Source organism: Paenalcaligenes sp. Me52 (assembly GCF_050487965.1).
GTDB lineage: Bacteria > Pseudomonadota > Gammaproteobacteria > Burkholderiales > Burkholderiaceae_B > Paenalcaligenes.
Genome location: NZ_JBKQFO010000001.1, coordinates 338,927 through 363,392 on the forward strand (window position 1 = coordinate 338,927; position 24,466 = coordinate 363,392).

Sequence of the window (24,466 nt, forward strand, 5' to 3'; positions counted from 1 at the left end):
AGAGGAGACAACATGAAAAAAAGCTCACTTTCGTTGCTGTTGAGTGCTGTTTTACTGGTTTTTACTGCGCAGGTAGGGGCTAATACAGGACCATCTACTCTAGATAAGGTCAAGCAAACAGGCTCCTTTACCGTAGGGACCCGAGCCGCATCGCTGCCCTTTAACTACTTAGACGACAATAATCAGCAGGCAGGTTATGCGTGGGAGATTATTCAGCGCGTTGCCGATAAGGTAAAAGAGCAAACCGGTGTAGCAGAGTTGAAGTTGGTGCCAATGGAAGTGACACCACAAACTCGCATTCCTTTGGTGGCGAATAACACCGTAGACCTAGAGTGTAGTTCTACGACTCATAACCAAGAACGCGAAGCGCAGGTTAACTTTTCTACTACTTTTTTCGTTGTTGGCAACAAGATCTTTGTTCCTGCGGACTCCAGCATTAAAAACTGGTCGGATTTGAATGGGAAAAGTGTGGTGGTTTCGGCAGGTACAACGGCTGAGCGTATGCTGCGCAATCTGAATGAAAGCGAAAAACTGAATGCGCGCATTGTCTTGAGTAAGGACATCGACAATACCTACATGATGGTACATACAGGTAGAGCTGAGGCGGCTGTCATGGACGATATGGTGTTGTACGGTCTGATTGCGCGCTCTCAAGAGCCAGAGAAATGGGCAGCAGTAGGGGATGTGCTGCAGCCAGAAGCCTATGGTTGCATGATGCGTAAAGGTGATGACGAATTTAAAGCCTTGGTAGATGGTGTGATTACCGAGATGATGACTTCGGGTGAAATGACCGCTTTGTACGAGAAGTACTTCCTGCAGCCTATCAATGTTCGTGGTGGCTTTAACATCAATGCGCCTATGTCCGAGCCCATCAAAGAGCTGATTGCTAATCCCAACGACAATATTCTTTGATAGCTGCGCCATATGCATTATTCCTGGGACTTTCTGATTTATTTCAAACCCTCCCTGACGGGGGAGGGCTATTACTGGGAGCTGATACTGTCTGGGTTATGGATGACAGTATCGGTGTCTCTGATTTCATGGGTTTTGGCATTGGGGCTGGGCACCTTGGTGGGTATAGCGCGTAGCTTGCCCTACCGAATGTTGTCTATTCCGGCAATGCTATTCGTTCATGTGTTTCGTAATACGCCCTTGCTGGTTCAGGTATTTATCTGGTTTTTTGTAGTGCCAGAAATACTGCCTCCAGAATGGGGAAAAGTAATCAAAACTATGGACCCAGGTTGGAGTCAGTTTCTGACCATAGTGCTGGCGCTAACCATTTACTCAGCAGCTAAAGCTGCTGAGGTTATACGTGCAGGCATAGAGGCCTTGCCCAAAGGGCAAACTCAAGCTGGGGTGGCTTTAGGCTTAAATCTAAGTCAACGCTATCGCTACATCATCTTGCCACAAGCTTTTCGCATGATTTTGCCGCCCCTTACATCAGACTTCCTTAATGTCTTTAAAAACTCCTCTATAGCAATGACGATAGGGCTGATGGAGCTTACTGCTAGTACGCGCCAAATTAGCGATTTTAGTGCGCAGCCTTTTGAGGCCTTTATTGCCGCTACGCTGATTTATTCTTTAATTACGCTCAGTGTTATTGCTTTGATGCGTGTGATAGAGAAACGCACGCAAATTCCCGGGCTAATAGGAGCATAAACTATGGCCTATCAATTTGATTGGAGCACTATTTACCGCGCTTGGCCTTATATCTTAGAAGGTTTAGGTGTTACGGGTTTGTTGGTGCTGGTGGGAATGACGCTAGGCATTGCGCTGGGTACGGTATTGGCGTTGATGCGGTTGTTTGGTTCGCGACCTGTTGCCATGGCAGCAGCCGTTTATGTCAATGTGTTTAGGGCTATCCCGTTAATTCTGACCATCTTCTGGTTTTTCTTTTTGATGCCGTGGGTGGTGCGCTTGGTCACAGGAAATCCTTACGCGGGGATAGGGCCTGTATATGCGGCTATTGCGGCGTTAGTGTTGGCAGAGGCAGCATACTATTGTGAGATTTTGCGTGCCGGTATAGCTAGTGTGGCCAAAGGGCAATTGAATGCGGCTAAAGCTATAGGTCTAACCCAAGCTCAGGCTTTGCGCTATGTGGTGTTACCGCAGGCGTTTAGAAATATGACTCCCGCGCTTATTAACCAAACCATTGCCCTGCTTAAGGATACATCCTTGGTTTATGTGATCAGTTTGAATGACTTCTTGGGAGCAGCTACCAAAGTGGCAGAGCGAGATGGCACCGTGGTCGAAATGTATATATTCGTTGCGATCAGCTATTTGTTCTTGTGCTCGTTAGGGGTTGGTTTAGTTAAGCTGATCGAAAGAAGACATCACATACAGAAGTAAGAGAAATGATCAATATTCAACATGTCTCCAAGTGGTATGGCTCGTTTAAGGTTTTGAATGACTGCTCCGCACAGATCAATAAAGGCGAAGTGGTGGTGATCTGCGGGCCTTCGGGTTCGGGTAAGTCTACGTTGATTAAAACCATTAATGCGCTTGAGTCTATTAATGAGGGCGACATTCAGGTGAATGGTGAGTCGCTGTTAGATCCTAAGGTGAATTTGACTGCGTTACGTGCCAAAGTGGGCATGGTGTTTCAAAGCTTTGAGCTGTTCCCGCATTTGTCTGTGCTAGAAAATATTAATCTGGCTCAGGTAAAGGCTTTGAAACGTAGCCCTGATGAGGCGAGTAAGCGTTCTTTGGCATTGTTAGAGCAGGTGGGTTTAGCGGCACACGCTCACAAGTTTCCTGCGCAATTATCTGGTGGACAACAGCAGCGCGTGGCTATTGCGAGAGCCTTAGCGATGGACCCTATCGTGATGTTGTTTGATGAGCCAACGTCAGCCTTGGATCCGGAAATGGTGGGTGAAGTGTTGGATGTCATGACTGATCTGGCGAAGCAGGGCATGACAATGCTATGCGTAACACATGAGATGGGTTTTGCAAGACGCGTGGGTGATAGGGTGATCTTTATGGATCAAGGCGGAATTGTGGAAGATTGCAGTTCTGAGCACTTTTTCACGCAAACTGAAACGCTATCGGGTAGAGCGCAGGACTTTTTGTCTAAGATATTGGCACACTAAACAAACAGGCTATGAGATTTCTCATGGCCTGTTTGCTATGGCAATCCTTAAGGATGTCTGTTGACGGTGCGCGATCAGAATCACGCTGCACAGACGAAAAAAAAGACCGCTTTAAAAGCGGTCTTTTTTAGTATTCTTGGTGCCCGGGGCCGGAATCGAACCGGCACACCTTTCGGTATCGGATTTTGAGTCCGACGCGTCTACCAATTCCACCACCCGGGCAACTTCTAGGCGTGGATGTTTCGTTTGAAACATGTGCTAGGAAAGAAAAGAATTATACCTCGAATTTGAAGATGAGCAAGTGCTAAATGAAAAATATTTCAGTTTTCTTCAAAAAGAGCCTATTTTGGCCTGTGAGAAGCCTGCTGTAGAGGGAGTTCAGGTGTCCAGAGTGATAAAAATCGCGATTTCTCTGAGCAGGCCCTCACTAAGGTTATAGCAGGCAGAAACGGCGTAGTGGTGATACTGTTCTAGGGTTTGGCGACTATGTCAGGCTGTAAGCGTAAGGACTAAAAATAAATGAGCGTGACCCCTACCGTAGAAACCCCTGCGACGCCTGTACGTAGACCTATACCCGCGACGTTGGGGGTGGTGTGTAAAGATAATCAGGTTTTATTGATACGGCGACGCAATGCACCCGATATAGGGCGGTGGAGTTTTCCTGGTGGCAAGATTGATTTTGGTGAGCCTATCTTAGAGGCGACACAACGTGAAATCATGGAGGAAGCGGCTGTGCAGGCTGAAGCCTTGCAGGTGGTGACTGCCGTGGATGCACACGATATAGGCAGTGACGGTGGGCTGCGTCAGCACTATATTCTGATCGCTGTGGCGTGCAAATGGCTGGGCGGTGAAGCGTGTGCGGGTGATGATGCCTTAGAGGCTAAATGGTTTGATTTGAGCCAGTTGGCGCATATAGAACTCGCCCGTAGTTTTGATGTGCAAACCGTTGCTGCACAAGCGTATCAACGCTATCTGGAATGCGTGTAACAGTATGGCTCTTGATATTTACGTAGGCGTCCCCAACTAAGAGATTGATGCGCTGGCGGCGCAAGCCGCTATAGCTTGTTGATGACAACTGAGTAAATACGTAACCATGAGCCAAACCGAGAATAATGTTCAGGCAGCCGAGACCCTAGGTTTTCAGACCGAGGTCAAGCAGTTGCTGCAGTTGATGATTCACTCGCTGTATAGCAACAAAGAGATTTTTCTGCGCGAATTGGTATCCAACGCGTCAGATGCTTGCGATAAGTTGCGCTTTGAAGCCATAGACCGACCAGAACTGTTGGAAGGCGACAGCGAACTGCGTATACGTGTCACCTACGACAAAGAAGGTAAGACACTGACCATTAGCGATAATGGTATTGGTATGAACCGCGAAGAAGCGATTGCCAACTTGGGTACTATCGCACGTTCCGGCACCAAAGAGTTCTTTACCCAACTGACTGGCGACAAACAAAAAGATGCCCAGTTGATTGGTCAGTTCGGGGTGGGTTTTTACTCCTCCTTTATTGTGGCGAACAAAGTATCGGTATTGTCCCGTCGCGCTGGCGATGCGGAAACCGAAGGTGTGCTGTGGGAGTCCGAAGGTTTGGGCGAGTTCACAGTAAGCCCGGCCGAGAAAGCCGATCACGGTACTTCCGTTACCCTGTACCTGCGTGATGACGCTGAAGAGTTCCTAGACGGCTGGCGTTTGCGCGCTGTGTTGCGCCGTTATTCCGACCACATTTCTTTGCCAGTACAAATGCTCAAAGAAGAGTGGGACGAGAAAGAATCTAAACAAATTACACTGAACGATTGGGAAACCGTTAACCAAGCCAATGCGCTGTGGACACGTTCCCGCAACGAGATATCTGACGAGCAGTACCAAGAGTTCTACAAACACATCGCTCACGATTACGAAAACCCGCTGGCCTGGACACATAACCGTGTGGAAGGCCGCAGCGAGTACACGCAATTGTTGTATGTGCCTAAGCATGCCGCTTTTGACTTGTGGGATCGCGATGCCAAGCATGGCGTGAAGCTGTACGTGAAACGCGTGTTCATCATGGATGACGCCGATCAGTTGCTACCTAACTACCTGCGCTTTGTGCGCGGTGTGGTGGATTCTGCCGATTTGCCGCTGAACGTATCGCGTGAAATTCTTCAAGAAAGCCGCGATGTACGCGCGATCCGCGAAGGTAATACACGTAGATTGTTGGTATTGCTGGAAGATTTGGCTGAAAACCGTAAGGAAGAATACGCTGAGTTCTGGGCTAACTTTGGCCAAGTGTTGAAAGAGGGTGTGGGCGAAGACCAAGGCAACAAAGAGAAAATTGCTGCCTTGCTGCGTTTTGCTTCTACCCACAACAACAGTGCTGCGCAAGATGTATCGTTTGCTGACTACATCTCTCGCATGAAAGAAGGCCAAGACAAGATTTACTACGTCACAGCCGATTCTTACACTGCAGCGGCAAACAGCCCGCACTTGGAAGTGTTCCGCAAAAAAGGCATCGAAGTACTGCTGATGTCTGATCGCGTAGACGAATGGATGCTGTCTTACCTGCATGAGTTTGAGGGTAAGTCGTTGGTGTCGGTGGCTAAGGGCGGTTTAGACTTGGCAAGCTTGGAAGACGAAGCCGAGAAAAAACATCAGGAAGAAGTCGCTGAAAACTTCAAACCTTTGGTTGAGCGTCTGCAAACAGCGCTGGGCGACAAAGTGAAAGAAGTACGTGTGACATCCCGTTTGGTGGATTCCCCGGCGTGTGTGGTGGTGGATGAGAACGAACTCAGCCCACACCTGATCCGTATGTTGCAAGCGGCCGGTCAAGAAGTGCCTACGGTTAAACCTATCTTGGAACTGAACCCTGAGCACGCTTTTGCAGCACGTCTGCAATCTGCCGATGACAGCCAGTTCGAAGATTTGGCGTTGGTATTGCTGGATCAAGCGTTGTTGGCTGAAGGCGCGCAGGTAGAAGATCCTGCCGCGTTTGTGAAGCGCGTGAACAAACTGTTGTTGGGCTAAGCTCAAATGGCATAGCGCAGGCAGTAGTCTGTGCAACAAAACACCCCAAGGGCTCAAGGCTGTTGGGGTGTTTTGTATTGTGGATTGCAACTAGGTAAGGCGAGAGGTGTAAGCCCTGTGTACCCGATTACATATGGCCGTGATACGGCTTACGTACTAGCGAATGGTGTACGTAATCAATCATGGTAATGAAGTCGAAAACAGGTAGTTGGGTATCACGTTGCACGGCATGGGCGTAGGGTGGTAAATCGCTGCATTCCAGTAAGATTGCCCCTAAGTCTGGGTTTTGCGTCAGCATGTGGCGAGCAACGCTAGTGACTTCTTCTTCAATGGTGCTAGAGCACAGCGTGCCTTTTTCTTGAAGGATGGCGCTGCTGAATTCAGGTTGATGCTCCATACCAGCCACGACGACGGGAATGCTGTCCGAAATACCTAGTGCTGAAAAATGCATGGGGCCTAGCTGGCAAGCGTTGGCAGTAATAATGCCTACCGGTTTACGAGTCAGAGCATGGATAAAGGGGATTTGCATCAGGCTGGATAAAAACACCGGAATATTGACCGCTGCAGCCACTTCTTTTTGAAATAGAGCCATGAACCCGCAAGCGCCAGTAATGGCTTTTACGCCACGACGTTCTAGCTCTTGGGCGGCCTCAATAAAGGGCTTGATGAGCTCGGGGTCGCGCTGGTTTAACAGCCTATCAATGGATGCCCCCTTAACCTCTTGATAGCACACTGGGTAACTAAAGGTGGTCGCGTTGCCCACGTTGCCAGGAATGCAGGGGTAAGCCGCATCTAAAATTAGAATACCTATGCTTTGGCCATACCAAGATTGGCTGGCTTTTTGAACGTGATACATGAAGCGGTTGTCTCCGTAAATTATATGTTTCCAATGGGAAACTTTATATTCGCAGCCTGCTCTATGCCTAAATGCTAAGTAGCGCATTCCATAGTAGCTACGTTATAGTGCTTATTATCTCTTAAAAATTGAAAAAATCTACGATGGTGGAATCTACAAGCGACACCGTATTGTCTAGGGCGTCAAAACATACTCTGTTAACTGAGCCAGCAGCACCTATTAGCCGCAATGCATTTGGTGAGCGTCTGCGACACTTGCGTCGCGAATTAGGCTGGACACTGGAGCAAGCCAGTGCCGAAACAGGGGTAGCCAAGTCTACGCTGTCTAAAATTGAAAACGGCGGCATGTCGCCTACCTTTGATCTCATACAGAAAATTGCTGCTGGTCTGCGATTGGATCTCGTTGATCTAGTTGGGGCGGGTGGCAGTAATCAAGGTGCGGCAGCGCGTCGTAGCCTGATGCAGGGTGAACAAGGACCACTGCTGGAAGGTAAGGCTTACGTACACGAACTGTTAGCGTCTGACCTTTCCCATAAGAAAATGCTGCCGTTTCGTACGGTGGTGCGGGCACGTAACTTACGCGACTTCAATGGCAAACTGATTCGTCACTTGGGCGAAGTGTTTTTGACCGTATTAGAAGGCAGTGTGATGTTTATGTCCGAGTTCTACGGCCCCGTAGAGCTGCACGAAGGGCATTGTATTTACTTCGATGGTCAGATGGGCCACGCACTGATCTCTACATCAGAAAAAGATGCTGTAGTGATGTGGGTGAGCGATAACCACAGCTCCGTGCCTAGCAATATTGGTGTGTAAACACCGCTTAGTCAGAATCGGCTAAATCAGGAAAATGTGGGCGCGGCCACGGGCTGTTGCTGGCGTAGGCTTTCCAATCAAAAAATGGACCTGGGTCGGTTTTCCGGCCCGGTGCTATGTGCTCGTGCCCACGAATAGCATGTAGGTCGTGGCGTTCGGCCAAAGCCTGTGAAAGCTCGTTTAGGCGCTGGTATTGCGCGGCTTCAAAAGGGCAGAAGTCGCTGCCTTCCATCTCGATGCCAATGGAGAAATCATTACACACTTGGCGGCCATGATGGTTAGAAACGCCAGCGTGCCACGCTCTATCCAAAGTAGACACAAACTGCACAATATCACCGTTACGGCGAATCAGAAAATGCGCCGACACGGTAACGCCCCGTATGTTCTCAAACCACGGGTGGCTGCTGATATCCAGTTTGTTCTGGAAGAAATCAATAATCGCGTTGCCCTCAAAGACATTGGGCGGCAAGCTGATATTGTGAATCACCAATAAATCTATAGGCCCGTTGGCGGGGCGTGTATCGAAATTGGGTGAGGGGGCAAGCGTGACACCAGCGGCGGGGGCAAGCCAGCCGTCTGGTTGTAGATGCAAGAGAGGGTTACTTGCGGGGGCCATGTTTGGCGTGTTCCAGGCTGCACCATGTGTGGCCATCGCTCATCAAGGCTTGTGAGCGAGGCAGGTGTACGCCGCAGTGTTCGCAGCGCACCATTGGTTCGGCTTTGCCGCGTTTGGATTGTGTGCGGCCTTGTTGGGGATTGCGGGTCTGCTGGTTTTGTTTGATTTTTTGTGCAGCGACTACGCGCATCACCAGAATAACGGCCAGAATAACGATGACCCAGAGTAAAACCTTAGCCAATAGCGCCTCGCTGCAAAATAACGTCTAAAACAAAGTGGGTACCAGAGTACGCCAAAATCAAAAAGGCTGAGCCTGCCAGCATCCAACGCAAAGCGGTGCGGCCGCGCCAGCCCCAGATACGGCGTCCCAAGAGCAGACCCCCAAAGGTAAACCAAGAGAGCAGCGTGAAGATAGTTTTGTGATCCATCGGTAACAGCGTACCAACTAGATGCATATTGACAGCACTACCCGACAAAATGGTAAGCGTCAGCATCACGAAGCCTATGCGTACCAAGCGGAACAACAGTTCTTCTTGCACCAGTAGTGGTGGCATAGTGTCTAGTGCGCGATGCAGCAGACTAGGCATTTCAGGGTGCGAGGCAGGGCGGTGTAGTTGTCTATCTAGCGCTGTCATTAAAATGGCGTGCAGCGCAGCAACTGTCATCAGCCCATAGGCGGCAATGGCGATCAATAAGTGTATGCGTAGCCATTCGCTATCGCCGTGCAAAATGATGGCACCACCCGGTACCAACGCGGCGAGTAAGCTCACGATGGTGGCGGCAGGTAGCAGAATAAGCAGCAGGCTGTCTAAGCGCAGGAAAAGGCTTTCAAACCAGAACACCACCATACCCAGCCAGATTGCGGCTGAAAGTGCCAGCGCCCACCCTAAGTGCAGACCTTGTGGCAATATAATGGTAAGCAATAGCCCGGCACCATGTAGTACGATGGCAGCAAGCAGGGCTATGCGGCATGTTCCGCTGAGTACGGGTTGCTGGCTGCCTCGAGTAATAGGACGCCATAAGACAATCGCTAATACAATATAAGCCAGAGCGGCCAGCAAGTGAAATACAATGCTTGCAGACATAAATATCCGACAGACGATTAAAGCTTTACAGGGCGCTTGGCCCTGAACCGGGTAGTAACCCCGACGAATCACTAGTTTAAGCGAAACCAGCCATATGTTCGAAAATCTTACTCAGCGCATGGCCCGTGTTGTAAAAACAATGCGAGGTCAGGCGCGACTTACCGAAGCCAACACACAGGATATGCTGCGCGAAGTGCGCATGGCATTGCTTGAGGCTGACGTTGCGTTGCCCGTGGTGCGGGAGTTCATTGCAAAGGTCAAAGAAGAGTCTTTGGGCAGTGATGTTGCCGACTCCCTGAACCCTGGTCAGGCATTGGTGGGGGTGGTGCATAAGCAGTTGACCTCGCTGATGGGTGCCGATCTGGGCGAAGAAGCCAGCGAGCTCTCTTTGGCTACTCAGCCTCCTGCCGTAATTTTGATGGCTGGTTTGCAAGGTGCGGGTAAAACCACCACCACAGCCAAACTGGCGAAATGGTTGTACGAGGGTGGCCACACCCAGCATGGCCGTAAAACCGGCAAGAAAAAAGTATTGGTGGTCAGTGCCGACGTGTACCGACCCGCTGCTATTGAGCAGTTGAAAACCGTCGCCGCACAAGTGGGCGTCGATTTCCTGCCTAGCGACACTTCTGAAAAACCAGTAGATATCGCATTACGTGCGGTAGATCACGCTAAGCGTCATCACTACGATGTGCTGATTCTGGATACGGCTGGTCGTCTAGGTGTAGACGAAGCCATGATGCTGGAAATTCAGCAACTGCACCAAGCAGTGAAGCCAGTGGAAACGCTGTTCGTTGTGGATGCCATGCAGGGTCAGGATGCGGTGAACGTCGCCAAGGCCTTTGGTGAAGCGTTGCCACTGACCGGTGTGGTCTTGACCAAGCTGGACGGTGACTCCCGAGGCGGTGCAGCATTGTCCGTGCGCCACATCACAGGCAAGCCCCTGAAATTTGTTGGGGTGTCCGAAAAAGTTGATGGTCTAGAGCCTTTCCACCCCGAGCGCATGGCGCAACGTATTTTGGGGATGGGCGATATCGTTTCGTTGGTTGAGCAAGCTCAGCGCAACATCGACATCGCTGAAGCCGAGAAAATGGCGCAGAAGATCAAATCGGGCGACCGCTTTGATCTGAACGATTTCCGCGACCAACTGCAACAAGTGAAAAAAATGGGCGACATGGGCTCATTGCTGAAAAAACTGCCTGCGCAATTTGCGCAAGCGGCTGAGCAGTTGCAGGGTGGTGAAGCTGAAAAACAATTGCGTCGTACCGAAGGTATTTTGAACTCCATGACACCGCAAGAGCGCGCTAAGCCCGAGTTGCTAAAAGCCTCTCGCAAGCGCCGTATTGCAGCGGGTTCTGGTGTGCCTGTGCAAGAGGTAAACCGTTTGCTGAATCAGTACGATCAGATGAGCGGCATGATGAAGAAAATGAAAGGCGGCGGTATGGCCAAAATGATGCGCGCTATGAGTGGTATGGGCGGCATGGCCAACGGCATGCGCAATATGATGGGCGGCTTTGGTGGCGGCGGTGGCAAGAAAGGCGGCTCTAAACGCCGTTAATCTACCATCGCAAAAAAGCCCTGCTTGTATGTCCGTTGTGGCAACAAGCAGGGCTTTTTTTATAAGCTGACTTTAGAAACCGTACAGACGAGCAGGGTTATCCACCAAGATTTGATGGATGATTTTTTCGTCGTGGTTTGCCCAGCTAAAGAAATCTTCCAATAGCGTGGTGTCGTTAGGCATAGGTACGCGTATGCACACGTGTGGCCAGTCGGTGGCCCACAGCATGCGCGAGGCGTTGGCCTCTATCAATGCTGTGGCGTACGGCGCTACGTCTTGATAGGGCGTGGCATCTTGATTGGTGAAGCGGTAAGGGCCAGAGAGCTTCACCCACACTTTGTTTTCTTGCAGTAGGCGCAGCAGCGCTTGGAAACCATGGTGGGCAGTGCCTATGCTGGCAGGCATATGACCCATGTGGTCAATCACCACCTCTACGGGCAGGTAGGCCAAGGTGTCGTACAGGTCGGCAAATTCCGAGATATCCACCAGCAATTGCAGGTGCCAACCTAGTGGTGCAATGCGGTACGCCAAGCTAGTGACGTCAGATACCTCTACGCCACTCTTGTACAACAAGTTAATACGCACACCACGTACCCCTAACGCATGCATGCGCCAGAGTTCTTCGTCGCTGGTTTGCTGACTAATCACTACAACGCCGCGATAGTTATCACCGCCTTCTTTTAAGGCCTCTAGCAGCACGCTGTTGTCGTAGCCGTACACGCTAGGTTGCACAATCACCCCACGGCTAAGGCCCAATGTTTGTTGTAAAGCTTTATAGCTTTCCAGTGTGGCCTGTGGTGGTGTGTAGGAACGGTGTGCCGTGAAAGGGTGTACAGACGAGTCGCCAATAATGTGGAAGTGGCAGTCGCACGCGCCTTCAGGCAGGGTAATGGATGGTGGTGTAGAAACGGGTAACGGTGCAGGGCAGGGTGGCGCATAGGTCTCACCCAAGGAGGTCATTCTAGTGATTTCCCAGCCTTGTAAGCCTTGTAAACCATTGCGCTCAGCCGAGTTGATCACTTGTTGCCAAGTTGCTCGTCGTGCCAAGTCAGGGTCGCCCAATAAGATGGCGTCAAAGATGGCTTGGTATTCTTGTAGCAGTGTTCGTTTCAGTGTGCTGGAGTGCTCAACACGTCGTTCCAGTGCGGCCACTTCAAAGATGTGGGCTGTCAGGAACAGAATGAAATTCTTAAAGTATTCGTTAGCCGTGGCTTCAGCAATAGCACGCTTAAAGGCCAAGCTTTTTTCAATCAGCTCTTGATTGAGGTGCAGGGCTTCGCGCAGTTCTAAGAAGGCATTTTGAATGGCTTCTAACTGGCTACGGGTACGCCTTCTGGCAGCCATGCCAGCAGCGGAAACCTCTAGATCTAAACGCATCTCGTAGAGCTGGCGCAGCTTTGAGAGCGTTTTGAGCTCTTCGTGATCAATCTTGAAACTATTGTGTAGCCCGCGTTCAGACACAAATGCGCCTAGCCCTTGATGGCTCTCTACTAAGCCGTCTGACTTCAGGCGTGCCACGGCTTCGCGTACCACGTTACGGCTGACTTCAAACATAGCAGTCAGCTGTGATTCTGTGGGGATGCGATCGCCGGGTTTTAGGCGGCCTTGAGCAATCTCGGTTTCTAAATAACGCGAGATGTCTTCCGATAGCTGACGTCTAGAGGTAGCGGGGCTTTTTTTCATGTGGCTATCATAACATCGGAGCTTGTTACTTGATAACAAGTTGCCGTTACTTGTTTATTTGGCCCTGAAAAGTACCGGATTCAGGTCTATTTTTCAGAAGATTTTGTGCTTCTTGTTGGTCAAGTTGTCTGTTTTTTGTTTGTTTTTCCCTTGTTTTTACTACTTGGTAAACAGGTTTTTTACAGGGGTTTATTACTTTATTTTGTTTTGTGGCAAGGCTTTTGGTTGCAAAGCTCTATGTTTTAAATGTTATGATAAAAAAACTTGTAGTACAAGTAGGGTGTGCAAAGAGGAATAAAACCAGCACACGACATGAACATTTAGGAGCGATGCAATGATTGGAAGCAAACAAGGTAAATGGCGCGTAGCGCTGGCGTGTGCTTTAACACTGGGTGTGGTTGGAACGGCACAGGCTGTGACTAACATCCGTTTAGGGTGGACTACATCGGATAGCGCAGTGGATCCATACGCGATTACTGCACATTACTTTCAAGAAGAGCTGGAAGCAGCGGCACCTGGTCAATTCAGCGTGAAGTTCTTCCCAAGCAACCAGTTGGGTAACGACACTGAAATGCTGCAAGGCATGCAGATGGGTACCTTGGATGCAGGCGTGATTACCGGTACACAGGTAGGCACGATTGAACCAGCTTTCCAATTGACTGACTTGCCTTTCTTGTTCGCTAGCAAGCAACAAGCGCACGAGGTGTTGGATGGCGAAGTAGGTCAAGACCTGCTGCAACGTCTGGATGCTAAAGGTATCGTAGGTTTGGGCTTTGCTGAAGCCGGTTTCCGCCACGCGATCAACAACCAGCGCCCTATCACTGAGCCTGCCGAGTTCAAAGGTTTGAAACTGCGCGTTCAGCCTAGTAGCTTGTTCTTGACCAGCTTCAAAGCATTGGGTGCTAACCCTGTTGCTTTGCCATGGAGCGATGCATTTACAGCTGTACAACAAGGTACCGTAGACGGCTTGGAAATCCCATTGGCTGTGATTTACGCCAACAAATACGCAGGTGAAGTGAAATACCTGTCCTTGACTAACCACACCTACAACGCGTTGCCATTGTTGATGTCCAAACGTGCATTCAACCGCATGAGCGAAGAAGAGCAAGCCATTGTGCAAGCTGCTGCTCGCAAAGCGATTGAGCGTCAGCGTGCTGCCGTAGCGCAGAACGAACTGGACCTGTTGGAACGTATCGCCGCTGAAGGTATGCAAGTAAACGAAGTGACTGATGCTGCCGCTTTCCGCGAAGCCGTGAAGCCTGTGTACGACGAATACCGCGACAGTATTGGTGCTGAGGTGTTTGATCGTGCTCTGGGTCAAGTGACACAGTAAGTCGCAGGTCTAGTGTGATGTCTTTTTTCTCGTGAGCAGCGACATGAACAAGTATCTTGAGAATGTCAGCAAGTGGATAAGCAGAGGAACGGCCGTTCTGGCCGCTCTTTGCTTGTTGATTATGGTGTTTTCCTTGCTGGATGGTGTGTTCTTCCGCTATGTGCTGAATGCTTCTCTGACGTGGTCAGATGAAGTAGCGGTATTGGCATTTAGCTGGAGCATCTTTTTATTTTCTAGTGTGATGGTGCAAGAACAGGGGCACGTGCGTATCACGTTGCTGTTGTCTGCCTTGCCGCGTCCGCTAGAGGTAAGCCTGGAAAAAATCAGCTGCATTTTAGTGCTGCTGTTTGGTGCGCTGATGGCATGGGCAGGTTGGCAATTCGTGGGCTTCACTGCAGGGCAAGTCTCGCCTGCGTTGCGTTACCCATTGTGGTTGCAAACCGCTGCTATACCAGTGAGCGGTGTCTTGATTGTGCTGCACTCGCTGGTGCTGTTGTTCCAGCCTGTACCTGCTAAAGCTTCCGAGGAGAAGGCATCATGAGTGAAGTCGGCATCGTACTGATTTCCGGGTTGTTCATCATGCTACTGATGGGGGTGCCCATTGCGTTTACGCTGGGCATTCTGACCGCAGTAGGTTTGTGGATGGCTGATTTTGACCAGATGATTCTGGTGCAGCGTTTGTTGGCCGGTAGTGCCGTCACCAGTTTGATTGCTATTCCTGGCTTCATTCTGGCCGGTGATTTGATGACGGCTGGTGGGTTGTCACGACGTTTGGTGCGTATTGCATCGTCGTTGTTTGGTCACTTCACTGGTGGTCTGTCTATGTCCACCGTGGCCGCTGGTACGTTCTTTGGTGCGATCTCAGGTTCTGCTCCTGCTACGACGGCAGCGGTAGGTTCCATCATGATCAACGAGCTAGAACAGCGTGGTTACTCGCGCGGTTACGGCGCAGCGTTGGCGACATCTATTGGGCCGTTGGGTCAAATGATTCCGCCTTCCATCCCGATGATTATCTGGGGTGTGTTGGCCGAGGAATCCATTTCCAAACTGTTCTTGGCTGGTGTAGTACCTGGTTTGTTGGCTGCAGGTGGTTTCTGCGTGGTCAGCGTGCTGTATGCGCGCAAGCACAAGATTCAACCTGAAAAACGCCCTAGTGGCCGTGATGTGTTGAAAGCATTGCGTGAAGGCTTCTGGGCCATCATGGCGCCAGTTGTGATTCTGGGCGGTATTTACGGTGGTGTGTTTACACCTACCGAAGCCTCGATGGTAGGTGCGCTGTACAGCTTGATTATTGGTTTGTATGTATACAAAGACCTGCAGTGGAAAGCATTGCCCGCCATTTTGATGGGTTCACTGCGTACTACTACCGTGATCATGTTCATCATTGTGGTGGCCTACGGTTTCGCGTGGGTGATTGCGAGTGAGCAAATCCCATCACAAATCAGCGATGTACTGCTGAGCCTGACCTCTAACCCCTTTGTATTGCTGCTGTTGATTAACCTGATGCTGCTGGTGTTGGGCGCCATCATGGATACCGTGTCTGCCATGGTGATCTTGAGTGGTGTGCTGATTTCCGTTGGTTTGCAGATTGGTTTGGATCCTATCCAGTTGGGCGCGATGGTGGTGATCAACTTCGCTGTGGGTATGGTGACTCCACCGTTGGGTTACTCCTTATTCGTAGCATCCAGTATTAGTGGTTTAAAAGTAGAACAAGTAGCGCGCCATTTGTGGCCGTTCCTGGTAGTGCTGTTAGCCGTGGTTGCGTTGGTGGCATATGTGCCTGCAGTAACGTTGTGGTTGCCAGGTTTGGTAGGTTGAACATAGATGGTTAGTTTGGTTGTAGAACAGGCAGCAATTGCTGCCCCAACAATCCCCGGTCCATTGGCGGTAAGCCCCTTGTATAAGGCGGCTTTACCTGCCGGGGCCTGTGATTGCCATGCTCATTTGTTTGGGCCGCAGCAGAAATATCCGTATCAGGCGAACCGTAGTTATACGCCGCATGATGCCAGTGAGGCATCGTACAGAGCGTTGTTGCGTACCTTGGGTTTCCAGCGTGCCGTGCTGGTACAGCCTAGTGTGTACGGTACCGACAACAGCCTCATGCTGGATACCTTGGCTGGTTTGCCGCAAAACGATGACATGCAATGGCGTGGTGTGGCCGTGGTAGATGCCTCGGTGACCGATGCCGAGCTAGAGCGTATGCATGCATTAGGTGTACGCGGTGTGCGTATCAACTTGGTGTTCCCCGGTGGTATCACCTTTGATGATGTACGCAGTCTGGCCAACCGTTTGAAGGGGTTGGGATGGCACATCCAATTCTTGGTAGATGTGTCCCGCTTTGAGCATTTGGTGGATAGATTGTCGGCGTTGCCTACGCCATGTGTGATTGATCACATGGGGCATGTGTCTACCGCCAAGGGTACACAAGAAGCGGGCTTTCAAGGTTTATTAGAACTGATGAAAGCAGGCAATACGTGGGTGAAATTAACTGGCCCTAATCGTATTTCTACATTGGATACTGCTCCATTTACCGATGTAGACCCGTTTTTCGAAGCCTTGGTGCAGCAACGTGCTGATCGCTGTGTGTTTGGCACTGACTGGCCGCATGTGCAGTTGCCTAACTCTATGCCACGCGATGAAGACTTGGTGAATGAGGTGCTGCGCTTGTTGCCAGACCCCGTATTACGCCAGAAGATCCTGACGGATAATCCGGCGCAGTTATATGGTTTCTAAGTTTATGCAGTGATCGCCGCGTGATGCGGCGATTGCTGTAATAGCCACTCCCTAAACGCAATCAGCGATGGCAGCGATGCATTACGGTTGGGGTAGACCAAGTAGTAGCTACGTGGGCTAATCAAGGTAGGGCCTACGGTTTGCAATTCACCGCGTTGCAGCTCATCCAGAATCAGGGCTTGCGGTACTAAACCTGCACCTATGCCTGCACGCACTGCTTGAATCAAATGCGAGGTCAGCTCAAAGCTAGGCCCCATGCGCATTTGAGTATGCGGTAAGTTGAAATGTGAAAACCAGTCAGCCCATGCTTGAGGGTTGCTGTTAATCGTCAGCAGGGTTTGTTTACCCAGCCATTCTGGGGTGATGTCATTTTGCTTGGCAATGTCGGGGTTGATGATGGCAATCAACTGCTCATTTTGCAGTGGGTGTGCCGTGCAATCAGGCCAGTATCCCGTGCCTACAGTAATGGCGGCATCTAAGTCGCCTTGCTCAAAATTCAGATCGCCAATGCGTGAGTGCAGATGGATGGTAATACCGGAATTGGCGGTATAAAACTCATGAATACGCGGTAATAGCCACTTTGAACCAAAGGTGGGTAAGGTGGCGAGGCGTAGGGTGCTGCTGCCGCTTTGGTGTGACATGGCTTGCAGAGTAGCACTACGTATAGAACCCAGGGCATGCGTAAGTTCTAGGTAGTAGCGGCGGCCAGCATCGGTCAAGCGTACCGAACGGCCTTCGCGTCTGAATAGCTGTAGCCCTAAATGGCTCTCTAGCGCCTGTACTTGCTTGCTGATGGCACTTTGGCTAAGGGATAAATCTTCAGCCGCACGGGTGTAACTTTCATGGCGCGCGGCGGATTCAAACACCAATAGCAACGACATGGAAGGAGTGAGATGTCTAGCGTTCATGAATTTTGTTCACCATCCGACGGTGAAGATTTCGTTTGTGGTCTAGCGTGTAATCACTGAAACTATAGACTAGCCCTTTCTTATTAGTTTACATGAGTAAAACTCAGGAATCTGTGGTTTTGTTTTTATGAATATTGCTTCCGTCCAAACCCTCGATCCAGTAGCTCCTCGTTATGCCGAATTTTTGAAGGCACTGGCGCAGCGTGGCTTCACGGGTGAGATCCAAGCCGACTATGCACACCGCACGGTGTTGGCTACAGATAACTCCATTTACCAGCGTTTGCCGCAGGCAGCAGTGTTTCCGCGCTCTATAGAAGACGTACATTGTCTGGCGAGTCTGATGGGCGAGAAGGCGTATAGCAATATCACCCTGACGCCGCGTGGTGGTGGTACAGGTACCAATGGTCAGTCGCTGACCGACGGTATTGTGGTGGATCTGTCACGTCACCTAAACCAGATACTGGAAATCAACGTAGAAGAGCGTTGGGTACGAGTGCGTGCTGGTGTGGTGAAAGACCAATTGAACGCCGCACTAAAACCCCACGGTCTATTCTTTGCGCCAGAGTTATCCACTTCGAATCGGGCAACCTTAGGCGGCATGATTAATACCGATGCCAGCGGGCAGGGTAGCTGTAAGTACGGTAAAACGCGTGACCACGTCTTAGAACTAGACATGGTGCTGTTGGGCGGCGAAGCCTTGCACGGTGAACCGCTGAACAAAGAGCAATTAGAAGAAGCCTGTGCGCAGCCCGGTAAAGTGGGTGAGGTGTTCCGTACAGCGCGCCAAATCAGCGAAGAGCGTGCTGAGCAAATTGAAAAAGGCTTCCCTAAATTAAACCGTTGTTTAACGGGCTACGACTTGGCTCACTTGTGGGAGCAAGACGGTCGCTTTAACCTGAACAGCGTGTTGTGCGGTGCCGAAGGTACGCTGGGTTTTGTGGTTGAGGCCAAGCTCAATGTGCTGCCCATTCCTAAGTTTTCCACGCTGATTAACGTGCGCTACGGCAGTTTTATGGATGCGCTGCGTGATGCGCATGCGTTGCAAGCACAAAACCCCTTGTCCATCGAAACCGTGGATTCCAAGGTGCTGATGCTGGCGATGAAAGATTTCGTCTGGAACAGCGTGTCGGAGTACTTCCCGCAAGACGAACGCCCAACCTTGGGTATTAACTTGGTGGAATTTAGCGGTGACAGCGAAGCCGAAGTAGACGAGCAGGTACGCACTTTTATTGAGCATTTGCAGAAAGACCAGACTGTTACCCGTTTGGGCCATACCATTGCGCAAGGTTCTGAAGCCGTCACACGCGTGTATGGCATGCGTAAACGTGCTGTAGGTTTATTGGGTAACGTAGAGGGCGAGGCACGCCCACAACCTTTTGTGGAAGATGCTGCTGTACCCCCTGAAAATTTGGCCGATTTTATTGCCGAATTCCGTGCGGTGTTGGATAGCCATAACCTGGAATACGGTATGTTTGGCCACGTGGATGCGGGTGTGTTGCACGTGCGTCCGGCGTTAGACATGAAAGACCCAGCACAAGCTGCGATGATCCGTCCTATTTCGGATGCGGTGGCTGAGCTTGCCCAGCGTTACGGCGGGTTGTTGTGGGGTGAGCATGGTAAAGGCGTGCGCTCTGAATACGCGCCTGCTTTCTTTGGTGATTTGTACCCAGCCTTGCAGCAGCTTAAAGCCGCGTTTGACCCGCATAATCAGCTGAACCCCGGCAAGATTGCAACGCCAGCCACACAGCCTGAAGCGGCTTTGCTCAAGATAGACAAAGTGACACTGCGCGGTGAGTACGACCGCCAAATGCCACTGCGTACATGGCAAAGTTTTGGCACGCCCATGCACTGTAATGGTAATGGCGCGTGTTTTAACTACGATCTGAACGATGCTATGTGTCCGTCGTGGAAAGCCACGCGTGAACGCACCCATTCCCCTAAAGGGCGTGCATCGTTAATGCGCGAATGGCTGCGTCTGCAAGAACAGTCGGGTGTGGATGTATTAGCCGTAGAGCAAGAACCGCAATCGTTCTGGAAAGGGCTGTGGAAAAAGCGTGCGTCTAAACAAGACCCACAAGCAACACCCGATTTTTCGCACGAAGTGTATGACGCTATGTCGGGGTGTTTGGCCTGTAAATCATGTGTAGGCCAATGCCCAATTAAAGTGAACATCCCCGAGCTGCGTTCTAGGTTCTTGGGCTTGTATCACCGCCGTTATGCTCGCCCTGTGCGCGATTACCTGATTGCTTCGCTGGAATACAGCATGCCGTACTTAAGCAAAATGCCGTGGTTGTATAACGGCATGCTGCGTCAGAAGTGGGTAAAAAGTATTCTGGAAAAACGCATTGGCATGGTGGATAGCCCCATGTTCAGCTCTATGGATTTTGGCGACGTGCTAAAAGCGTGGAATGTGCGTCCTGCTACCCCCTTAGCATTAACAGCGTTGACGGCTGAAGAGCGCGCCCGCAGTGTGATCCTCGTGCAAGACGTGTTCACCCGCTATTTTGAAACCCCTGTGTTGGCCGCCTTAATCGAGCTGGCGTCGCGCTTGGGGTATCAAGTGTGGTTGGCACCGTTGAACCCAAACGGTAAACCGTTGCACGTACAGGGTTTCCGCAAAGCCTTTGCCAAAGCGGCCATACACAATACGCGTCAATTGCAGACCGTCGCGGGCTTTGATATTCCGTTGGTAGGCTTAGATCCCGCCATGACGCTGGTGTACCGTCAGGAATACACCTCGGTGCCAGACATTGGTATCGTGCCGCAAGTGCAGTTGCCGCAAGAGTGGCTGCTCAAGGCGTTGCCTGAAGATGTAGCTGTGGCAACGACTGAACAACTGTATAGATTGCTGCCGCACTGTACCGAAAAAACTAATGCACCGAATAGCATTCAGCCGTGGGCACAGTTATTCAAACGCTGCGGTTTGTCACTGACTATTCCTGCGGCGGGTTGTTGCGGTATGTCGGGTACCTACGGTCATGAAAGCCGTAACCAAGAAACGTCCAAGACTATCTTTAGTCAGTCATGGGCTAAACACTTGGAAGCGCCTGCTGAAAAAGGCGAGGTGTTGGCAACGGGGTATTCGTGCCGAAGTCAGGTGAAGCGCATGAACGAACAAAGCTTGCGTCATCCGCTGCAAGTGTTGTTGGCGCATGTAAGTCAGCACGTTAAATAAGAAATCGCCTCTGGTTCTAAGGCCAGAGGCGATTTACTTATACACAGGCCGTTTATGCGAGGTTCGCGTAAACGGCCTTTTTTGTCGCGGGTAGTAGGCGTTAATCACACATGTAGTGGTGTGTGTATCGTGCGCCGTCTGCCTGATTAGAGCTCAGGAATACGCAGAACTTGGCCAGGGTAGATTTTGTCTGGGTGGCTCAGCATAGGTTTGTTGGCTTCAAAAATACGGTTGTATTCGTTGCCTTTACCTTTGCCGTAAACGGTTTCTGCGATTTTCCACAGCGTATCGCCTTTTTGTACGGTAACCATACGTGCAGCGGTAGCAGGGGCAGTAACGGTCAGTTTGTTATCCACACCTGCAACGCCCAAGGTGTTACCCAGTGCCAATACGATTTTTTCAGCGGCTTCAGTCGTTGCAGCAGTACCGGAAACAGTGACGGTGTCACCGTTCACACTAATATCTAGCCCGTCGGCATCCAGTTGGTGCTTGGCTAGTTCTTTATGTAATTCATCAGGGGTAGCGGCTTTGGCATCGCTGGCACCCAACAGTTTCTCGCCTACACTTTTCAGAAAGCTTAGTACGCTCATGGTGTCTGTCCTTGTGGTGAATAAAGCAAAGAGCCTTCATTATTCACCACAAATGTGTAACAGACATGGCGCTGATTGTTAACGATTGTGAGACTGGCTTAACCGCCGCCCACAGCCACCACAATTTCCAGTTGATCGCCGTCGTTCAGTTGGTGTGTTGCATGCTGGCTTTTAGGCACAATGTCGCCGTTGATTTCAACAGCAATACGTTTGCCAACGTAATCCAGTTCTTGCAGCAACTCCAGCACGGTGCAAGGAGTCTGTAACGGGCGGGTTTCACCATTTAACGTAATATTCATCGGTGTAGCTCGTCAAAAAGGATGCGCAATTAAATGCGGCGGAAAATCAGATCCCACACGCCATGTCCTAAGCGCAAGCCACGGGCTTCGAACTTGGTGAGGGGGCGGTAATCAGGCCTTTCAGCAAAACCGTCGCTAGTATTTTGCAGCAGCGGCTCGGCAGACAATACTTCCAGCATCTGGTGAGCGTAGTGTTCCCAGTCAGTTGCACAGTGGATGTAGCCACCTTTGGCCAGACGGGTGCTCAGCAGATTGATAAAAGGCGATTGAACTAGCCTGCGCTTGTGGTGACGCTTTTTGGGCCAAGGGTCAGGGAAATAAATATGTACCCCAGCGAGGCTATCGGGTTCGATCATATCACGCACCACTTCCACAGCATCATGCTGGATGATACGGATATTCGAGACCTTATTGTCATCAATACGGCGCAGCAACGAGCACACACCCGCATCGTAAACCTCAACGCCTAAGAAGTCGTCTTGAGGGCGTTGTTGGGCAATGCTAAGTGTGGTTTCACCCATCCCGAAACCGATCTCTAGAATCAGAGGCGCTTCGCGTTTGTAGACGGTAGCCGGTTGCAGGATGTTGTTGCGGTAGTCTATAGACCAAAGCGGCTTCAGGCGTTCCAACGCCAATTGCTGATTTGGAGTGATATGAGAGCGGTGGTGTACAAAGCTCTTGATGTGGCCGTGAGGCGACTCAGGGCTATCGTTGTCTTGGGTATCGTGTGTCATGGTGTTCGGTATAGGGGGTAAGCCAGCACTAAAAAAATCTTGGTACTTTGTCAGTGCGGCGGTATACTTTGCTGCTTAGACAAAGTCTCTATTTTACGCAGCATTGCGTCATATCACCATGCGGGTGTAGTTCAATGGTAGAACGGCAGCTTCCCAAGCTGCATACGAGGGTTCGATTCCCTTCACCCGCTCCAGAATTCCAAAAGGCCCAAACTGATGTTTGGGCTTTTTTTATCGCTTTTGAATTCCACTAAGAATCATACAGGAAGCGCAGATTGCGCTATGTACACATCAGCATAAAGGGATCAGACTTTTGCAAGTCGGAAGGCTCCAGCCAGTGAATCATCATTATTGTCAGGGAAGAGGATCTGTTTTCGTGGGGCTCATAAATGCAGAATATCCTGCGTTATAGTTTCTGCGGCCGGTTGTGACGTAACCCAGCACCTGCTCCTTTGGGAGAATGAGTTGGATGCAGAGCAGGGGGTTAGTGTGTGAGTTGCTGCTCTGTTCAAGTAAGGTAGCATCGCAGTCACGCAGCTTGGCGCCCTGCTGTAGTGGGGGATTGGGCACGAGCATACGCAGTGTAGTGAACGTGCCTAGGCCCGAGAAGGATGGGCTGGTGAGAGGGGTGGTATCGGGTTGGATCATTAGTTCCAGAACCGTTGATGCACCTACTTTATTCAGCAAGTTGACGTTCGTCAGTGTTAGATTTTGGTCTGCACTGTACGAGCAGGATACACCGTAGGGAGCCAGCGTGGCACACTGATCCCCTGCTAGGCTAATGCTTTGCAGGTGTATGTCTCCTAATCCTAAAGTAGCTATGATTGCCTTGGGAAAGTAGGACGGGTTATTGAAAACCACAGGGACAAATACAAGAAAGATAGCGGCGGCCCCTAATACCAAGAACATTCGTTGTACCAACGAGCGCAGGGAAAATGCTATCCAGTTAAGCACTACTTGAAGGGGGAGCAGTATGAGGATACTCGACAGCCAAGTGCTGGCAGGCCTTATATCTACTAGCAATATTACGACCAAAAGCGAGATAAAGAAGCCGACGGTAAGTGCAGCAGTGATACACAGCTTGGCTAGGAATAGTTTGCAAGGTGTTTGCTTGGGGCGGACAGATTCATCAGTCTTCGAACGCTGTGTATGAGCACGGTTTTTTAGGTAGGTTGCCAGTTTTCTGAAAACTGCCGCTACCAGTAGGTAGGACATAGGGAGTAATACGATACTGGCGCTAATCCACTTAAGATGTGGCAGTGCTGTAGTCGCTATATCTCTCCAGCTTACTCCCTGAGCAGGCAGCGTCTGGGACTCTGGTAGCGGGAGAGGGAGCCATAATTGGTCGGGGTCTGCTGAGGCCGCAGTGAACAGTATGGTAATCACCAAGACTGAACCTATCCACATTGCCAATAGCGTATGGTGCGTGACTCTTCTACCGTTTGACAACGGAGGCTGCCAGTCAATGATCATCAAAAATACAATGGCTATCCATGATGCCCAAAGGGCATAGGTAAACTCAGTGTTGTGCGGCGGTGCGAATTGACCATCACTCCACTGACAGAAGCCAAGTGTGAGTAATGTTTGCAATGCTACGAGGGTTGCATACAGTAGAAATTTTCCTCGAGATAGCCGTTCTCGAGGTGTTGGTGTGCTGGGCTGATTGGCGTCAATGTTTGCGTGTGGCTCTCTAGCTTCCGGATAAAACGAATCCAAAACAAAGCGTGCAGCAAGACCAGGAAGTAGGCAGTAAATTCCAAAGGCAATGAAAACCAGTAGCCCTATTACGAAGATGGCAAGTAGCGTACCAGTGAGGTCTGTGAGGCTGAATTCAGGAAATTCTCTGATACTGAGGGCGTAACTAAGCAGGATGGCACCGCCGATTATCAGCGGGGCTCCTGCAAGAGCTTTAATGGTGTTGTTCTGTAGCCATCTATACAGTTTGATTGTCCAGCGTTTGATTCTTCTTTGTGTTGCTGTCATTTGCCTTTCCTCTG

The 24,466-nt window shown here is 50.5% G+C and carries 23 protein-coding genes and 2 tRNA genes; 14 read left to right on the top strand and 11 right to left on the bottom strand.

The features are described from left to right. Positions 1-12: 12 nt before the first annotated feature. The 4 genes from ACLO87_RS01565 to ACLO87_RS01580 are packed head-to-tail and all read left to right on the top strand — an operon-like array spanning position 13 to position 3,089. Complete coding sequence (locus ACLO87_RS01565) at positions 13-912, top strand: amino acid ABC transporter substrate-binding protein (RefSeq protein WP_430222605.1); 900 nt, start codon at positions 13-15, stop codon at positions 910-912. Between the two features lie 12 nt (positions 913-924). Then, positions 925-1,659, top strand: a complete 735-nt coding sequence (locus ACLO87_RS01570) for an amino acid ABC transporter permease (protein ID WP_430222606.1) — start codon at positions 925-927, stop codon at positions 1,657-1,659. A 3-nt stretch (positions 1,660-1,662) separates the two neighbouring features. After that, positions 1,663-2,349, top strand: coding sequence for an amino acid ABC transporter permease (locus ACLO87_RS01575; RefSeq protein WP_430222607.1), 687 nt, complete (start codon positions 1,663-1,665; stop codon positions 2,347-2,349). Positions 2,350-2,354: 5 nt separating this feature from the next. Then, complete coding sequence (locus tag ACLO87_RS01580) at positions 2,355-3,089, top strand: amino acid ABC transporter ATP-binding protein (RefSeq protein WP_430222608.1); 735 nt, start codon at positions 2,355-2,357, stop codon at positions 3,087-3,089. A gap of 137 nt (positions 3,090-3,226) precedes the next feature. Here ACLO87_RS01580 and ACLO87_RS01585 read toward each other — a convergent pair. Next, positions 3,227-3,311, bottom strand: a tRNA-Leu gene (locus ACLO87_RS01585). A gap of 297 nt (positions 3,312-3,608) precedes the next feature. On the opposite strand from ACLO87_RS01585, the gene ACLO87_RS01590 reads away from it, so the two are divergent. Together ACLO87_RS01590 and htpG are read left to right on the top strand one after the other, a co-directional pair. Continuing rightward, a complete protein-coding gene (locus ACLO87_RS01590; protein ID WP_430222609.1) occupies positions 3,609-4,076 on the top strand; it encodes an NUDIX hydrolase in 468 nt (155 codons plus the stop codon). A gap of 106 nt (positions 4,077-4,182) precedes the next feature. Continuing rightward, positions 4,183-6,090 carry a molecular chaperone HtpG gene (gene htpG / locus ACLO87_RS01595; protein WP_135863285.1) on the top strand — a complete coding sequence of 636 codons (1,908 nt, stop codon included), beginning with the start codon at positions 4,183-4,185 and terminating at the stop codon, positions 6,088-6,090. 127 nt (positions 6,091-6,217) lie between these two features. Here htpG and ACLO87_RS01600 read toward each other — a convergent pair whose 3' ends face one another. Then, positions 6,218-6,946 carry an aspartate/glutamate racemase family protein gene (locus tag ACLO87_RS01600; protein ID WP_430222610.1) on the bottom strand — a complete coding sequence of 243 codons (729 nt, stop codon included), beginning with the start codon at positions 6,944-6,946 and terminating at the stop codon, positions 6,218-6,220. A 143-nt stretch (positions 6,947-7,089) separates the two neighbouring features. On the opposite strand from ACLO87_RS01600, the gene ACLO87_RS01605 reads away from it, so the two are divergent. Further along, positions 7,090-7,758 (top strand): helix-turn-helix domain-containing protein, encoded by a 669-nt coding sequence (locus ACLO87_RS01605; protein WP_430222611.1) that lies wholly within the window; start codon positions 7,090-7,092, stop codon positions 7,756-7,758. A gap of 7 nt (positions 7,759-7,765) precedes the next feature. Here the strand turns inward: ACLO87_RS01605 and ampD are convergent, their stop codons facing one another. The 3 genes from ampD to ACLO87_RS01620 are packed head-to-tail and all read right to left on the bottom strand — an operon-like array spanning position 7,766 to position 9,459. Next, positions 7,766-8,374 (bottom strand): 1,6-anhydro-N-acetylmuramyl-L-alanine amidase AmpD, encoded by a 609-nt coding sequence (gene ampD, locus ACLO87_RS01610; protein WP_430222612.1) that lies wholly within the window; start codon positions 8,372-8,374, stop codon positions 7,766-7,768. Further along, positions 8,358-8,615, bottom strand: a complete 258-nt coding sequence (locus ACLO87_RS01615; protein ID WP_135866012.1) for a PP0621 family protein — start codon at positions 8,613-8,615, stop codon at positions 8,358-8,360. Before ACLO87_RS01615 ends, ampD begins: the two co-directional genes overlap by 17 nt. After that, a complete protein-coding gene (locus tag ACLO87_RS01620; protein ID WP_135866014.1) occupies positions 8,608-9,459 on the bottom strand; it encodes a cytochrome C assembly family protein in 852 nt (283 codons plus the stop codon). The genes ACLO87_RS01615 and ACLO87_RS01620 overlap by 8 nt, the downstream gene beginning before the upstream one ends. 94 nt (positions 9,460-9,553) lie before the next feature. Here ACLO87_RS01620 and ffh point away from each other — a divergent pair, with 94 nt between their 5' ends. Further along, positions 9,554-11,014, top strand: coding sequence for a signal recognition particle protein (ffh, locus tag ACLO87_RS01625; protein ID WP_430222613.1), 1,461 nt, complete (start codon positions 9,554-9,556; stop codon positions 11,012-11,014). A 72-nt stretch (positions 11,015-11,086) separates the two neighbouring features. On the opposite strand, the gene ACLO87_RS01630 is transcribed toward ffh, so the two are convergent. Further along, on the bottom strand, positions 11,087-12,697 hold the full coding sequence (locus tag ACLO87_RS01630; protein ID WP_135866018.1) for an amidohydrolase family protein: 1,611 nt from the start codon (positions 12,695-12,697) through the stop codon (positions 11,087-11,089). A 334-nt stretch (positions 12,698-13,031) separates the two neighbouring features. Between ACLO87_RS01630 and ACLO87_RS01635 the strand changes: the two genes are divergently transcribed. The 4 genes from ACLO87_RS01635 to ACLO87_RS01650 are packed head-to-tail and all read left to right on the top strand — an operon-like array spanning position 13,032 to position 16,763. Then, positions 13,032-14,030 (top strand): TRAP transporter substrate-binding protein, encoded by a 999-nt coding sequence (locus tag ACLO87_RS01635; RefSeq protein WP_430222614.1) that lies wholly within the window; start codon positions 13,032-13,034, stop codon positions 14,028-14,030. Positions 14,031-14,073: 43 nt separating this feature from the next. Beyond that, the gene (locus ACLO87_RS01640; protein WP_135864202.1) at positions 14,074-14,571 is read left to right on the top strand and encodes a TRAP transporter small permease; all 498 of its coding nucleotides are present in this window, start codon (positions 14,074-14,076) and stop codon (positions 14,569-14,571) included. Beyond that, a complete protein-coding gene (locus ACLO87_RS01645; protein ID WP_135864201.1) occupies positions 14,568-15,848 on the top strand; it encodes a TRAP transporter large permease in 1,281 nt (426 codons plus the stop codon). The genes ACLO87_RS01640 and ACLO87_RS01645 overlap by 4 nt, the downstream gene beginning before the upstream one ends. A 6-nt stretch (positions 15,849-15,854) precedes the next feature. Then, on the top strand, positions 15,855-16,763 hold the full coding sequence (locus ACLO87_RS01650; RefSeq protein ID WP_430222615.1) for an amidohydrolase family protein: 909 nt from the start codon (positions 15,855-15,857) through the stop codon (positions 16,761-16,763). 2 nt (positions 16,764-16,765) lie between these two features. Here the strand turns inward: ACLO87_RS01650 and ACLO87_RS01655 are convergent, their stop codons facing one another. Next, positions 16,766-17,671, bottom strand: coding sequence for a LysR substrate-binding domain-containing protein (locus ACLO87_RS01655; RefSeq protein WP_135864197.1), 906 nt, complete (start codon positions 17,669-17,671; stop codon positions 16,766-16,768). 127 nt (positions 17,672-17,798) lie between these two features. On the opposite strand from ACLO87_RS01655, the gene ydiJ reads away from it, so the two are divergent. Continuing rightward, positions 17,799-20,846 (top strand): D-2-hydroxyglutarate dehydrogenase YdiJ, encoded by a 3,048-nt coding sequence (gene ydiJ, locus ACLO87_RS01660; RefSeq protein ID WP_135864195.1) that lies wholly within the window; start codon positions 17,799-17,801, stop codon positions 20,844-20,846. A 146-nt stretch (positions 20,847-20,992) separates the two neighbouring features. Here ydiJ and lysM read toward each other — a convergent pair whose 3' ends face one another. The 3 genes from lysM to trmB form a co-directional block, all read right to left on the bottom strand. Next, positions 20,993-21,436, bottom strand: coding sequence for a peptidoglycan-binding protein LysM (lysM, locus tag ACLO87_RS01665; RefSeq protein ID WP_135864193.1), 444 nt, complete (start codon positions 21,434-21,436; stop codon positions 20,993-20,995). Positions 21,437-21,534: 98 nt separating this feature from the next. Then, positions 21,535-21,735, bottom strand: a complete 201-nt coding sequence (thiS, locus tag ACLO87_RS01670; protein ID WP_430221025.1) for a sulfur carrier protein ThiS — start codon at positions 21,733-21,735, stop codon at positions 21,535-21,537. Between the two features lie 29 nt (positions 21,736-21,764). Next, a complete protein-coding gene (gene trmB / locus ACLO87_RS01675) occupies positions 21,765-22,469 on the bottom strand; it encodes a tRNA (guanosine(46)-N7)-methyltransferase TrmB (protein ID WP_135864189.1) in 705 nt (234 codons plus the stop codon). A 120-nt stretch (positions 22,470-22,589) separates the two neighbouring features. On the opposite strand from trmB, the gene ACLO87_RS01680 reads away from it, so the two are divergent. Next, a tRNA-Gly gene (locus ACLO87_RS01680) sits at positions 22,590-22,663 on the top strand. Positions 22,664-22,823: 160 nt separating this feature from the next. Here the strand turns inward: ACLO87_RS01680 and ACLO87_RS01685 are convergent. Next, positions 22,824-24,452, bottom strand: coding sequence for a hypothetical protein (locus ACLO87_RS01685; protein ID WP_430222616.1), 1,629 nt, complete (start codon positions 24,450-24,452; stop codon positions 22,824-22,826). Positions 24,453-24,466 lie beyond the last annotated feature (14 nt).